This is a genomic window from Candidatus Margulisiibacteriota bacterium (assembly GCA_028706105.1).
Classification (GTDB): Bacteria; Margulisbacteria; Riflemargulisbacteria; order GWF2-35-9; family DYQY01; genus DYQY01.
On record JAQWCF010000049.1, the window covers coordinates 1 to 13,991 of the forward strand.

At 35.1% G+C, this 13,991-nt stretch carries 19 protein-coding genes; 12 read left to right on the forward strand and 7 right to left on the reverse strand.

Going from position 1 to position 13,991, the window contains the following annotated elements; all coding sequences use genetic code 11:
* The first annotated feature begins 221 nt into the window (after window positions 1-221).
* The 10 genes from PHF25_06080 to PHF25_06125 all read left to right on the forward strand — a co-directional run bounded on the left by PHF25_06080 (window position 222) and on the right by PHF25_06125 (window position 5,529).
* A complete protein-coding gene (locus PHF25_06080) occupies window positions 222-629 on the forward strand; it encodes a bacteriohemerythrin (protein ID MDD4527588.1) in 408 nt (135 codons plus the stop codon).
* A gap of 87 nt (window positions 630-716) precedes the next feature.
* A complete protein-coding gene (locus PHF25_06085; GenBank protein MDD4527589.1) occupies window positions 717-1,028 on the forward strand; it encodes a DUF134 domain-containing protein in 312 nt (103 codons plus the stop codon).
* Window positions 1,029-1,030: 2 nt separating this feature from the next.
* Complete coding sequence (locus PHF25_06090; GenBank protein MDD4527590.1) at window positions 1,031-1,243, forward strand: DUF5320 domain-containing protein; 213 nt, start codon at window positions 1,031-1,033, stop codon at window positions 1,241-1,243.
* Between the two features lie 97 nt (window positions 1,244-1,340).
* Window positions 1,341-1,724, forward strand: a complete 384-nt coding sequence (locus PHF25_06095; protein ID MDD4527591.1) for a NifB/NifX family molybdenum-iron cluster-binding protein — start codon at window positions 1,341-1,343, stop codon at window positions 1,722-1,724.
* A gap of 20 nt (window positions 1,725-1,744) precedes the next feature.
* Window positions 1,745-2,107, forward strand: coding sequence for a NifB/NifX family molybdenum-iron cluster-binding protein (locus PHF25_06100; protein MDD4527592.1), 363 nt, complete (start codon window positions 1,745-1,747; stop codon window positions 2,105-2,107).
* On the forward strand, window positions 2,108-2,959 hold the full coding sequence (locus PHF25_06105) for an ATP-binding protein (protein MDD4527593.1): 852 nt from the start codon (window positions 2,108-2,110) through the stop codon (window positions 2,957-2,959). It begins immediately after the preceding gene.
* On the forward strand, window positions 2,949-3,812 hold the full coding sequence (locus PHF25_06110; GenBank protein ID MDD4527594.1) for a P-loop NTPase: 864 nt from the start codon (window positions 2,949-2,951) through the stop codon (window positions 3,810-3,812). Before PHF25_06105 ends, PHF25_06110 begins: the two co-directional genes overlap by 11 nt.
* Window positions 3,809-4,135 carry a DnaJ domain-containing protein gene (locus PHF25_06115; GenBank protein MDD4527595.1) on the forward strand — a complete coding sequence of 109 codons (327 nt, stop codon included), beginning with the start codon at window positions 3,809-3,811 and terminating at the stop codon, window positions 4,133-4,135. Before PHF25_06110 ends, PHF25_06115 begins: the two co-directional genes overlap by 4 nt.
* Entirely contained in the window at window positions 4,113-4,769 is a 657-nt protein-coding gene (locus PHF25_06120) for a class I SAM-dependent methyltransferase (protein ID MDD4527596.1), read from the forward strand. Before PHF25_06115 ends, PHF25_06120 begins: the two co-directional genes overlap by 23 nt.
* A complete protein-coding gene (locus PHF25_06125; GenBank protein ID MDD4527597.1) occupies window positions 4,762-5,529 on the forward strand; it encodes an Mrp/NBP35 family ATP-binding protein in 768 nt (255 codons plus the stop codon). Before PHF25_06120 ends, PHF25_06125 begins: the two co-directional genes overlap by 8 nt.
* A 41-nt stretch (window positions 5,530-5,570) precedes the next feature.
* Here PHF25_06125 and PHF25_06130 read toward each other — a convergent pair whose 3' ends face one another.
* The 6 genes from PHF25_06130 to PHF25_06155 form a co-directional block, all read right to left on the reverse strand.
* The gene (locus tag PHF25_06130) at window positions 5,571-7,517 is read right to left on the reverse strand and encodes a phosphoenolpyruvate carboxykinase (GTP) (GenBank protein ID MDD4527598.1); all 1,947 of its coding nucleotides are present in this window, start codon (window positions 7,515-7,517) and stop codon (window positions 5,571-5,573) included.
* Between the two features lie 160 nt (window positions 7,518-7,677).
* Complete coding sequence (locus tag PHF25_06135; protein ID MDD4527599.1) at window positions 7,678-8,976, reverse strand: acetate/propionate family kinase; 1,299 nt, start codon at window positions 8,974-8,976, stop codon at window positions 7,678-7,680.
* A 117-nt stretch (window positions 8,977-9,093) separates the two neighbouring features.
* Window positions 9,094-9,864: a hypothetical protein gene (locus tag PHF25_06140; GenBank protein MDD4527600.1), complete on the reverse strand. Its 771-nt coding sequence runs from the start codon at window positions 9,862-9,864 to the stop codon at window positions 9,094-9,096.
* 2 nt (window positions 9,865-9,866) lie between these two features.
* Window positions 9,867-10,169 (reverse strand): MGMT family protein, encoded by a 303-nt coding sequence (locus tag PHF25_06145; protein ID MDD4527601.1) that lies wholly within the window; start codon window positions 10,167-10,169, stop codon window positions 9,867-9,869.
* A gap of 109 nt (window positions 10,170-10,278) precedes the next feature.
* Window positions 10,279-11,136: a tetrahydrofolate dehydrogenase/cyclohydrolase catalytic domain-containing protein gene (locus tag PHF25_06150; GenBank protein MDD4527602.1), complete on the reverse strand. Its 858-nt coding sequence runs from the start codon at window positions 11,134-11,136 to the stop codon at window positions 10,279-10,281.
* 39 nt (window positions 11,137-11,175) lie between these two features.
* Entirely contained in the window at window positions 11,176-11,652 is a 477-nt protein-coding gene (locus PHF25_06155) for a hypothetical protein (protein MDD4527603.1), read from the reverse strand.
* 38 nt (window positions 11,653-11,690) lie between these two features.
* On the opposite strand from PHF25_06155, the gene PHF25_06160 reads away from it, so the two are divergent.
* Window positions 11,691-12,500: an MBL fold metallo-hydrolase gene (locus tag PHF25_06160; protein MDD4527604.1), complete on the forward strand. Its 810-nt coding sequence runs from the start codon at window positions 11,691-11,693 to the stop codon at window positions 12,498-12,500.
* Here PHF25_06160 and PHF25_06165 read toward each other — a convergent pair.
* A complete protein-coding gene (locus PHF25_06165) occupies window positions 12,497-12,769 on the reverse strand; it encodes a cupin domain-containing protein (protein ID MDD4527605.1) in 273 nt (90 codons plus the stop codon). The genes PHF25_06160 and PHF25_06165 overlap by 4 nt on opposite strands.
* 104 nt (window positions 12,770-12,873) lie before the next feature.
* Here PHF25_06165 and PHF25_06170 point away from each other — a divergent pair.
* Window positions 12,874-13,991, forward strand: a 1,118-nt coding sequence (locus PHF25_06170; GenBank protein MDD4527606.1) for an IMP dehydrogenase, incomplete at its 3' end; no start/stop codon positions are given.

Genomic DNA, 13,991 nt, shown 5'->3' on the forward strand with positions numbered 1-13,991 from the left:
CTAATTAATAATAAGAGAAATAAAAAGTAGTAAAAATAACACCAGCAATTGCAGACATTATTATTACCTAAATTACTTATGAATATTTCACCATCAAAGAAATTATTATTTTCATAGTAGCGACTTTTGGGAAAGTGTTATAATAATCACTGTTTTATAAAACAATTGCACTATTTGTTACGCTAGTTTTTGCTACAAATATAATTAATATAGGAGATAAAATGGTTTTATTTGAATGGAATGACAATTACATCAACAACATCAAAGAGTGTGATGACCAACATAAAACTCTTGTTAAGTTAATCAACACCTTACATGAAAATATGAAAGCTGGTAATGGTCGAGATGTATTAGAAAAAACTTTATCAGAGCTCTTAGACTATACGGCCTATCACTTTCTAACAGAAGAATCTTTATTAGAATCCTATGGCTATCCTGAAATAAAAAACCATATAAAAGAACATGAAGCATTAACCGCACAAGTAAAAACTTTTTATGAAAGGTTCTCCGCAGGAGAAACTTCTATAACTATACCCTTATCTATCTTCTTAAAAGATTGGCTAATTAACCATACGCTCTACAGTGATAAAAAATACGGAATTTTCATAGCCAACCTTAAATTAAAATAAACGCCTCAAGCATATCAAACTCCGCCTTGACTAACAGTAAAGTAGTTCTATAATATGTGTATACGCACACATATAGGGAGAATAAAAATGTCACCATTTCAAAGAAAAAAAAGATTTTGTAGAGAATTTTCTGGTGCAAGCTTTTATAAACCAAGCGGTATTCCCCTATCTCGTCTACCAATAACAATACTAGACCTTGATGAAATGGAAGCCATGCACTTATGTGATTTTGAAGACTTAAATCAAACTGAAGCTGCACAACGAATGAATATTTCTACGGGGACACTACAAAGACTCCTGTATTCTGGCAGAAAAAAATTAATAGACGCTATCTATACATCAAAAGCAATAAAAATAGACCGTCATGAAGATATAGAAGAACTGAAAGGAGGTGAATAAATATGCCAGCAAAAGATGGAACTGGACCAATGGGAGAAGGAGCAATGACCGGTAGAGGCATGGGTAATTGCCAAACAAACAATTCTCAACCAAGGAACTTCTTTGGTTTTGGGAGGAGATTTTCTCAAGGCAGAGGAGCAGGACTTGGACGAGGATTCGGCAGAATGATGCCTTGGAAATGGAACAAATCAAACCCAAATAGTGAAAAGGAATAAAACAAATTGAAAGCTACAATATAGGGTGGCTATTAAAATAGCCTCCTTGTAAACAACAAATATTGCAACTAAAAAAATAAAAATGAGGTAAAAATATATGAAAATCGCCATAGCTACTGACAACGATTATGTTTCAGAACATTTTGGAAGATGTCCTTCTTATACTATCTTTGAAATAGAGCAAAATAAAATAATTTCTAAAGAATTAGTACATAATCCCGGACATGAACCAGGAAAAATTCCAGAATTTTTAAATAATCTCAACGTTAAGACTATTATCGCTGGTGGCATGGGGCCAAGAGCTGTTGGTTTTTTTGACGAATACAAGATTAACGTTATAACTGGTATTACTGGTAGTATAGAAAACGTTATCTCAGATTACACTTCTGGAAAACTTACAGCTGGAGAATCTACCTGCACAGAAGGTGGCGGCAAGGGATACGGACTAGACAAAAATGTTTGTGACCACGAGGCACATTAAATTTAGAAAGGAAAAATACAATGAAAATTGCCATAAGTTCAACTGGAGAAACTCTTTCATCAGACCTTGATCCTCGTTTTGGTAGAGCTGCTTATTATTTAATAATTGACACTGAGACAGAAAAAATCATTGAAAGCATAAATAACCTTGAAAACGTCAATATTACTGGAGGCGCAGGAACTAGTGCGACTCAACTTGTAGCCAATAAAAATGTAGAAGCAGTAATATCAGGAAATTACGGGCCCAATGCTTCAAGAGGTCTTGCCTCGTTTGAAATAAAAATGTTTCAATCTAATGTAAAAAAAATTACCGAAGTAATTGCTGACCTAAAAGCAGGAACATTAATTGAAGTTAAATCTGCTACAGTACCAGGATCTCACTAAATGAAAATTGCAATTGCCAGTGGGAAAGGAGGGACCGGAAAAACTCTTATCTCAACCAACCTCTTTAACGTCACTCCCAATTCAACTTATATTGATTGTGATGTTGAAGAGCCTAATGGCCATTTATTCTTAAAAGGGACTCACGTTAAGGAACAATCCTTCCATATTATGATTCCTGAAGTTAATCAAAATATCTGTAATAACTGTGGTAAATGTGCTGAAGTCTGTCAATTTAATGCAATCATTTCAGCTAAGCAAAAAGTGCTTGTATTCCCTGAACTTTGTCATGGATGCGGTAGTTGTACCTTTTTTTGTCCCACCAAAGCCATCACAGAAACACCAAAAATAATAGGCAAAATACAGGAAACATTGATTAATAACAAACCTATGATTACTGGAACTCTCAATATCGGAGAACCCATGGCGCCTCCCATTATTAAACAATTAAAAGCACTACCAATTTCTACGGAACATATCATTATCGACTCCCCACCAGGAACTTCCTGCCCTGTAATAGCTGCAATAACAGGAGCTGACATGGTGCTCCTGGTTACTGAACCAACTCCGTTTGGGCTCCATGACCTTGATCTGGCTGTACAAGTGGTTCAAAAGCTAAATATTCCGATGGGAATTATCGTTAACAAAAGCGGACTCGGCGGAAACATCATTGAAAATTACAGTAAAAAGAAAAATATAGAAATACTTTTAGAAATACCTCATTCAAAAACAATTGCCAAGCTTTACTCTGAAGGGAAGCTAATAACAACGCTTCCAAAATACAAAAAAATATTTGAAAATTTGTCAGAAAAAATACAAAAAAAAGTTAAAGGATTTCAAAACCATGAAAGCTAAACAAATAACCATTATTAGCGGAAAAGGCGGAACTGGAAAAACTACGATAACCGCTTGCTTTACTAAAATAGCAAAAAATTTCATTACAGCTGATTGTGATGTCGATGCAGCAGACATGCATTTACTCCTTAATCCTATCGTCAAAGAAAAGTTTCTTTTCTATTCTGGAAAAAACTATTCTATCCATCATAACAAGTGTATTTCCTGTGGAAAATGCCAAGAAATTTGTAGATTTGATGCTATTAGTAATGATTACAATATTGACCACATTGCCTGCGAAAGCTGTGGCGCCTGTTTTTTTGTTTGCCCGACTCAAGCAATAACAGAAGAACAAAACCTTGCCGGAGAATATTACATTTCTCAATTCAACAACAATAAAAATATGCTAATCCACGCTAATTTGTATATTGGAGAAGATAACTCGGGCAAATTAGTCTCAGAAGTTCGAAAAAAAGCTAGAAAATTAGCAGAAGACTCCAATAGCGAATATATCATAATTGATGGACCTCCAGGCATTGGTTGCCCAGTCAATGCAGCTATTGTTGGAACAGATCTTGCTGTTATAGTTACTGAGCCGACATTGTCTGGAATCCACGATTTAGAAAGAATCTTAGCTGTGGCCAAACATTTCAATATCCCATCCAAAGTAATCATCAACAAATATGACATCAATCTCAAGAATACTAAAGAAATTGAAAAAATATGCCAACGCAATAACAGTGAGTTGTTAGGAAAAATAAAATACGATAAACTTGTTGTTAAATCGCTAATTGAAGGAAAAACAATCATTGAAACTCATCCTAACCATGAAATATCCAACCAATTAAAAACAATTTGGGAGAAAATAAAATGACTTCAACTTATGAAGAGTTTCAAGCTGCTAAAAAGCTATTAAATATCGATGACCTAACAACCTTTAGTGAAATAAAAAAACAATACCACAAACTAATGCAAGAAACTCATCCTGACAAAAAACCTAAAGATAACGATTCTCACAAAAAAACTGTTGAACTAATGAAAGCTTACGAAATTGTAACAAAATACTGCCAAAACTACACGTTCTGCCTCTCCGCTGAAGAATTTCAAAAACAAAACAATGGAAGCTCTTATGATGAAAACTCTATAAAATATAATAATTGGTGGAAAGAAAATTATGGCAAAGAGAACCTCTTCTAATATTTTTGACAACAATGTTCAAGATTATGATGATTGGTTTAATCGCCATGAGGAAACTTGGTTATCCGAGCTCATTTTAATAAAGTCTCTTCTGCCAAAATCAAACAATTGTCTTGAAATAGGAGTGGGAACTGGAAGATTTGCGCAAGCACTAAACATAAAACAAGGAATAGACCCTTCTTATGAAATGAAGCTATTTGCAGAGAATAAAGGAATTACTGTACAACAAGCTAAAGCCGAAAAAATGCCTTTCCCCGACAATTCTTTTGATTGTTTACTCATGGTCACAACCATCTGTTTTATTGAGAATCCAGAACTTGCCCTCACAGAATGTTCTCGTATTTTAAAAAATAATGGCTACTTGGTGTTAGGATTTATTGATAAAAATAGCACTATTGGACAACGTTATCTAGCAACCAAAGAACAAAATAAGTTTTACAAAAATGCTTTCTTTTACAGTACTGAAGAAATCAACAAGATGCTTACACAAAATAACTTTAAAATCAAAGAAATAAAACAAACTTTATTTGAAGATCATACAAATAATACTTCTATCCAGCCAACAAAAGAAGGTTACGGAGAAGGTAGTTTTATTGGAATAAAAGCACAAAAGAAGGAGCAAATAAATGGATAAGAAAAACAAAGAAATACCAGAAAATAATTTATCGTTTGTAACAAACAAAATATTAGTTATGAGCAATAAGGGAGGTGTTGGTAAAAGTACTTTTTCTGCATTACTTGCCAGTCATCTAGCCCTACAAGGGAACAAAGTAGGCCTTCTCGATATAGACATACATGGCCCATCACAAGGAAAACTTTTTAATATCAACAATCAAAAACTACTAGCGAATACATTTGGAAGAATTGAACCAATTGAATATAACGAAAACCTAAAAATTGTATCTATCGCCAATATGATGAAAAAAGAAGATGACGCCATCATTTGGAGAGGTCCAATGAAAACAACAATGATTACTCAATTCATTAAAGACACTGAATGGGGTGAACTGGATTATTTAATTATCGACTGTCCTCCGGGAACTGGAGATGAACCAATCACCATAGCTAATGCTATCCCTGACCTTAAAGCTTTCATTGTTACAACTCCACAACAAATGGCGTTACTAGATGTTAAAAGAGCAGTGTCTTTTTTGAAAGCATTAAACATTCAAATCTTGGGACTAATTGAAAACATGGCGACAATGATTTGTCCTCATTGTGATAAGGAGACTGACCTCTTCGCAATAGACTCCAAGGAGCCAAAGCTTATTACGCCAACATATACTATCCCTTTTATCCATTCTTTATTTGTAGCTGCGGAAGTTGGAGAAATTTATTCAGGAGTAGAAAAAAATCCACAAATAAGTAAGTATTTAAAAGAAATTAAAATTTAAAGAGAAACAAAAAAGCCCAGCAATGCTGGGCTTATAAATGTTTATAGGTCTTGAGGTTTTACAATCGCACCTTTTTTAGCTTTCAGTGCTAATAACTCTTCCTTTTGCTTTTCATAGACTTCATACAACTTAACAGGAATATTCTCTTCTTTATTATATGCCTCTGTCTGCAAATCTATCCGACTAATAATTTTGTCTATATATAAAGAAAACTGCATAGTGTAAGTTTCTTGAGAGTAATCCTTACCAATGCCAACAAATAACTTTTTTAAGTCCTCGTATTTTGGAATAAATCCAATTGGTGTCTGAATAGAAGAAACATCACCATGAGAATACAACTCTAACCAACCTAACCAAACCTTTACATCTTTCTTCTCACCGATTAGCCCTTTTCCTGAACTGCCTCTATTGTCATGAGTTAAGAAATAATTTAATCCTGACATAACTGGTTTTTTCTTAAGTTTTGGATTGTTAAAAAATTTAAATTGAGCATCCATATATTCAGCTAAAGAACCAGGAATAAAAGGAGCATTTGCCCAAGGCTGTCTATTAATACCCGTCGCACCAACTTCTGTTGCTGTTGCTTTGGACACGATGGAAGCACCAATAACTACACCATCATCCATTGATTTAGCAACCCAGACAGGTGGCATCGTATCAGCATCTCTACCAGAATATGTAACAACGCTTATCTCTGCGCCCTTTGGGTCAGCATTAACTTTCTTATTGTGATTCGGGATTGCTTCTGCTAACAGTGTACACCTTGAATTGGCATGTGATGGTGCTATTGAGGAACCATCTACCTTTTTTGAGTCAGGAGTCCACTCGCCTTGGTAGTTTATACCTTTACTAGCCATTGGCTCTCCATCTCCAACCCATCTTGGTTTATTGTTTTCATCAAGAAGAACATTAGAAAAAATAACCTCAGTACCTGGTTCGCGAAGACAGTTCATCAAAAAAGGATCCCCTTCCTGGTTCACGTCTTCAACAATTCCAAAAATACCTTTTTCTGGATTAATAGCTCTACACGTACCATCTTTCTCAATCCAAAGCTGGGCTAGGTCATCACCAATAAAATCAGTACCTACCATAGCGGTAGTTGTCTTTCCACAACCAGAAGGAGCAGCGCCAGCAAAGTAAGTTTTCCTACCATTTGGCCCCGTCATTCCAGTAATAAACATATGCTCGGAAAGTTCTAGTCCATTCTTCATATAAACTGCAACATCCACTGCAAACCGATGGTTGCCTTTCTTCATAAGTAAGGTGTTCCCAGCATATGTGCAAAGCATAGAATAAGTTGTTAACCAGCTTCTATCCATATAAATTCTAGCATTGGGAATATCTTCCGATGTGTTTGTACCCTCCGAATGTACATTAGTAAAAAACAATCCTCTTCTTTTTACTTCTTTATCAAAATCTGCAAAACAATTTCTGTATAATATTTCAGCAGAATGGAAAACATATGCGGAACTGGATATTTCTATTGCTGGAGTTGATGCCTCGGCGCCAACTGGACCTCTTGAGAAAAACCCAACAAACATTGTTTTCCCTGTCATAATACCAGTCATGTGTTTTTCTATGTGTTGCAATGATGTCTCTCTCACTTCTTTTTTTGCCAAAGAACTTATCTTCTCGTCTGGATTAACAATATACAAAGTTTGGCTAACCATTCTTCCTTGATCTTCTGGTAAATCGAAGTGGATAGTGTGTCCATCAATCGCTAGCTTCTTCTCTTCTCCTCTTTCTAAAGCATATTCTCTTATAAATTGGATGTCTTCTGAAGAACCAGTGTCAATAAAAACATAGTCAGGAGTGCACATGCTTATTGCGTTTGCTATTTTAATAATCGCATCCTCTGTTTTAATCATTGCTAACTTATTTTGGTTTTTTTTATCTAACTGTTTTGCAATAAGACCTCTTGCCTCTTTAATGGAAGTTATCTTTCCTACTTCTGACAAGATATCTTTACCTTTTTTAAGTTCTAACATTCTGTGTCCTCCTACTAAACTTTATTTTGTGCATAAAAAATTTTCTCTTATATTCAAAGACCTAAAAGTATCTCATAATTATTACAGAAATTTATTAAAAAATAATATCACAAATAAGTTTACCTAAATGTTGTCATACTTGCAAACGAAAATCTATTGTTTAGGGTATTTCAAAAGAATATAATTTTGGTGAGACGCCTGTTTTTGCAACACTTAATGCATCCTCTGCCAAAATAAGTTCTTCATTTGTTGGTATAACCCAAGCCCCATGTTGCAAAAATGGAGTAGTTGCAATTTTAACTGTGTCTCCTCTTTTACTATTAGCTGAAAGTATTTGAAATTGAAAAAAAGGCATAAAGTCTAAAACCAACTTTCTAAAAAACCCGTCATTCTCTCCAATGCCTCCTGTAAAAACTATGCCCTTAGGGCTATCCATTGTCCCAAGATATGAACTAAAGTACTTTGCAACTCTATAAGCCACGATTTTCATAACAGCCAATGCTTCTTGGTCGCCTTTTTCTGCCGCCATTCTGATTTCATACATTTCCTTTGTACCTTTTCCGTACATTGACAACAAGCCAGAATCTTTGTTTAGAATCTCTTCCATTTGCTCAATAGTTTTCCCTAACTGTTTTGCAATCATTACTATTGCTCCAAAATCAATATCGCCACTTCGTGTCCCACCAATTAGTCCTTCCAACGGGGTTAGCCCCATAGAAGTATCAACACCGACTCCACCCTGTATTTTTGCCATACTACAACCATTACCTAAATGAGCAATAACCACATTATTCTCTTCAGTTGGTAGCAAATTGAATAACTTGAACATTCTAGAAACATACTCATACGAAGTCCCATGAAAACCATATCGTTCTAAACCGTATTGTTCTTGCCATTGCTTTGACACTCCGTATTGTTTTGCCCAAAAAGGCATGTTTACATGAAAAGCAGTATCAGGAGTTACTGTTTGTGATAACTTGCTCCATTCGGAATCGCCATCCACAGCCTTAATCCCATCTAAATTAGCTGGATTATGCAACGGAGCTAAGCTAAAACAAGCTTTTATCTCTGCCTTTACTCTCTCATCTACTAACATTGCTTTCTTTATAAGATCGCCACCGTGGACAAGCCTATGACCAATAGCTACGGGCATAACCCCTGTGAACCTACTACGCATAAATTCTCTAATTTCTTTAATCGCATCAGAATGATTTTGTAATGTTACGTTTGCTACTTCTTTACTACCGTTTATTTCAAATTTAATAGCGCTAGCTGCTGTGCCTAAATTTATGCAATTTGCAGAAAACAACTGACCAAACCCTTGCTGATACAAAGAAGCTTTTAACGAAGAACTTCCACCATTAAGAGTTACAGCAAATTCTTCTACTTCTTTAACAGTAACAACATTACTATTTTCTTTTTTCATTAATATAACTGTTGCTACTATCTTATTAAACATACACTTGTCTCCTCTTATAATTATTGTTTGTAAGAAGTATTCGAATCTGTTTTAAAAATATTTCAGCTAAATTATATTGGTTTTATCCGGTGCAAAATGGTTCAGCCCAAATTGACTCTAGAATGTAGGTCTCCCAAGGAGGGCAGTACCATAATAAACTTTATCTTTTAATTTAACATAGGCAGAATATCCATAATAAGCACCAGACATACTATCATATGTGTCTATTTCCCTTATCTTGATAGTGATTGGACTGCTTCCACTTATTAAATCATACTGAATGCCATTATCTGTTTTGGTAGGCTTCGCATATGTTGCATAAATTTCTTCTGTTCCTAATTGTTGAATAAAAACACCCCTGTTTTCATCAATAATAATGTTCCAAAATGGCTCATTACCATGTAATAAATAATTATAATTTTTCTCCATTTCGCAACCTAGCGATTCATAAGCTAAATGATACACTTCTTTAACCAACACTTCTCCCACATAATCGGCACGCTTAACCCCTGGTTCATTTAGCAATAACTGAGCTTTCATTTCAATATAAACCGGTTGATACTCTTCTGGGGCTAAATCAGAATAAATTTTCCATAAATCAATACCCAAATTGCCTGTAACCCAATATTCGACTATCCCATCGCATTTCCTAAAAGCACTCACTTCTGGCCCATGATAAATATATCCTCTAAGGTTTAAAATCTCTGGCTTTGCTGCCTCTTCTGCTCTCTGTTTGGACTGGTGAGCCCCAGCTATCAATAAGACACACAAAAGCAAAAATAATGCAATGAATGCTGTTACAAGCAACACCACTAGCGTACGTCTGTTTATCTTTTGGGTTCTATAGTCTAGAATTAAATTCCATAAATTTTTTAAACGATCAAACAAGCTTACCCCTCCCAAAAATACTTTCGCAAAACCCTGCCCTCATTATCAAACCTTATTCCTTCTTTTTCAAGAATTTCACGTTGTTTATCTTCGCCACCAAAAGCAAAACCTTTTGCAAGCGAACCATCTTTAAACACAACACGATGACAAGGGATATTAGACTGGTCAGGGTTACTATGTAAGGCAAAGCCTATAACTCTGGAGGAAGTATTAATAGCGTTAGCTACTATTCCGTAGTTCACAACATAACCAACGGGTATCTCTTTAACAAAATCATAAATTTTCTGAAAAGTTTCTCCTGCCATAATAAGCTTTCCCCCTTTTCAAGACACGAAATTCCCTTTAACTGCTTTTGTTAAAAGTTCCCTTATCAAGAAACCCGTCCTGCGCCAGTCGGTGCCAAACTGCTGATTACTATTTACTCAGTTTTGCTGCTTTCACTGTGTTTTTCATTAACATTGCAATTGTCATCGGGCCAACTCCCCTAGGAACAGGTGTTATTTTAGAAACTATTGGAGCCACTGCTTCGAAATCAACGTCACCATAAAGTTTATCGTCTATTCTGTTAACTCCAACATCAATCACAACGGCACCTTCTTTAACATGTTCTTTTGTTATCATCTTGGCTCTCCCAATAGCTACAATTAAAATATCGGCTTGTTTTGTCACAGAGGCTAAGTCTACAGTTTTTGAATGACAAATTGTCACTGTGGCATTTCTGTCTAAAAGCATATGCAAGATTGGTTTACCAACAATGTTACTTCTACCAACTACAACAACTTGTTTACCTGCAATCTCTACACCAGATCTATCCAGCAACTCCATAATTCCAGAAGGAGTACAAGGAAGTAGCACTTCAGAATTCCCATATAATAATTGTCCGACATTAAAAGGATGAAAACCATCCACGTCTTTGTCAGGATTAATTGCTAAGATGACCTTTTCCTTACTAATGTGTTCCGGTATAGGCATCTGAACAAGAATACCATGTACATTCTTGTCTTTATTTAATCCATCGATAATTTGTAACAACTCTTCTTCTTTAATGTCTTTGCTTTGCCTAATAACAGTAGACTCTATTCCACAATACGCAGAACCAAGCTCTTTATTCCTAACATAAACATGAGAAGCAGGATCATCTCCAAGCAAAACAACAACCAAGCTAGGATAAATTCCTTGTTCCTTTAAGGCAACAACTTCTTCCTTAACCTCGTCTTTAATCTGCTGAGAAATAACTTTACCTGAAATAATCTTATCTTCAAAATTTGTCATGAATTTATTATAGCGACTTATGATATCTTAGACAACAAATCAGATTAGCTTTTTCAGTTTATATCCAAGGTCTTCATATTCTTTTTTAAATACCAGCGGTAATAAATTGCTTTCTATTGCTGCAACTACATGTTGAAAAAAATCATCTGAAAAATCCTTTTGCTTGAACTTTTTTTCTATCATGTTCCATTCTGGACAATTCTTATCAACATAAACATTCACTCTACCTCGGCTACTCATAGCAACCATAACTGGAAACATATTACAAAAAATAGGTCTTTCTTCCTTATCGAAGATTTCACACTTGCCATCATAATATTTACAATGCTCAGGAATAATATATTCATCACCTATTTTCTCTAAAATCACCTCACATAAATCTCTAGGAAACCCGCTTAATGGCAAATCTTCAAAGGCATATTTTTCGCCTATATTAAAATTAAATTTACAACACTGCTCACATTTAGAGCAATCTACTAAAATTTTTAACTTTGAAACAATGAAATCGCCAGTCATGTTTTTTATTTTATCTCCTTAAGTGATATTATAGCTTAATGGGTAATATTCAAATAACAACTATTATTGATAATCATTCACCACATTCTCCCTTGTATGGTGAGCATGGATTAAGCGTTCTGCTTGAAGTTAATAATAAAAAAATTCTGATGGATGTTGGTCAAAGTCAACTTTTTGCAAAAAATGCCAAGAACCTAGGAATAAAATTAGCAGAGATAACAGACCTTGTAATCAGTCATGGCCACTATGATCACACAAGTGGACTAACTTCTTTCTTTGATAAAAACAACTCCGCAAAAATTTACCTCCACCCAGACGCACTCAAGAATAAACTTAACATTAATAAATATATTGGCATACCCACTCATTTAAAACCTCTTCTTCAACAAAGAGCGACCATGGTAAAAACCAATACCGAGATAAGCCAAGGGGTTCACCTTATTACTAATGCCAAAATCTACAACCAAGAACTTACAAATTTTCACAACATGTTCGTTGATGAAAGTGAGAAGACTATTGTTGATACTTTTCAAGATGAATTGTTTATTGCAATTATAAAAAATGGACACGTTAACATCATAACTGGTTGCGCCCATCGAGGTGTCACCAACATTATGCAAACAGCAAAAGACTTATTTGATTTACCAATAAATATGGTTTTTGGAGGATTACACTTAAGGTCATCAGGAGAAACAAGAAGACAGAATATTATCAGTAAAATGGAAGAAATTGGCTTAAATAAAATCGTAACTAATCACTGCACTGGATTACTCGCCTTTCATGAAATAAAAACAAAATTCCAAGAAAAATCTTTTTACGGATACATTGGTGAAAGTTTTTCTATTTAAAAACTATAATGTTTTCGAACTGCTTTATTAACTTTCCAGGTACAACTTAGTCCTGCTTTAAATGTAACTAAATCTCCAGGTTTAATCTGAACCATTTCTCCATCGTCGGGAGTAACTTCTATCTCACCTTCAAGTATATAGCTAACTTCTGTAATTTCATAATACCAAGGAAATTCACTTACTTCTTTCTCCCAGATTCCCCACTTAAGAATACCTTGTTGTTTAGCTTCATCCAAGCTTACCCTTTTAATTTCTATCATCTCGCTCATAATAACCCCTCATTCACTAATTTATAGTATAGCACTATTTTCTTCTTCTTTAACCCTGTGCTTCTTCGTGATATATTATATACCAACTTATAAAGGAGTTAATTATGACCCAAATATATAAAGAAGTGTCCCGAACCTTTAATGAGTACCTACTTGTCCCCAACTTAACGACTAAAGATTGTACGCCTGACAAGACAATACTTGCTACACCTTTAGTACGGTACGAAAAAGGAACAGAGCCCGCAATTAAATTAAACATACCTTTTGTTTCCGCCATCATGCAGTCTGTTTCTAATGATTCTTTAGCCATAGCCTTATCCCGATGCGGTGGAGTATCCTTTATTTTTCAATCTCAACCTATTGATTCACAAGTTAAAATGGTGAGAAAAGTTAAAAAATATAAAGCTGGATTTGTAACTAGCACAACAAACCTAAATCCAAACAATACATTGTCTGATGTCTTAGAATTAAAAAAGAAAACAGGACACTCAACAATGCCTGTCACCGAAGACGGTTCTCCAACAGGCAAACTTATGGGCATTATAACAAGCAAGGACTATCGAATCAGCAGAAATTCTCTTGACATAAAAGCATCTGAATTCATGACTCCTATCAATAAATTAGTAATAGGAACAAAAGGTATAAGCCTGAATGTAGCTAATGATTTATTATGGGAACACAAAATCAACTGCCTTCCTATTGTTAATAGCAAAGGCCATTTAACAAACCTTGTTTTCAGAAAAGACTACGACGAACACAAAGAACATCCCAACGAATTACTTGATCACGAAAAAAGACTCGTTGTTGGTGCTGGCATTAACACTAGAGACTATAAAGAAAGAGTTCCAGCTTTACTAGAAGCTGGTGCTGATATTATGTGCATTGATTCCTCCGATGGTTACTCGGAATGGCAAAAAGAAACTTTGGAATATATCAAGTCAACTTATGGTGACGCTGCAAAAGTAGGAGCTGGAAATGTTGTAGATAAGGAAGGCTTTCTCTACCTTGTTAAAGCTGGTGCCGACTTTGTCAAAGTTGGGATTGGTGGAGGTTCAATCTGTATTACCAGAGAACAAAAAGGCATCGGAAGAGGCCAAGCAACTGCGATCATTGAAGTCGCCAAAGCCAGAGATGAATATTTTGAAGAAACAGGCATTTATGTTCCTATTTGCTCAGATGGTGGAATAGTACACGATTATCATACAATTCTTGCTCTTGCTAT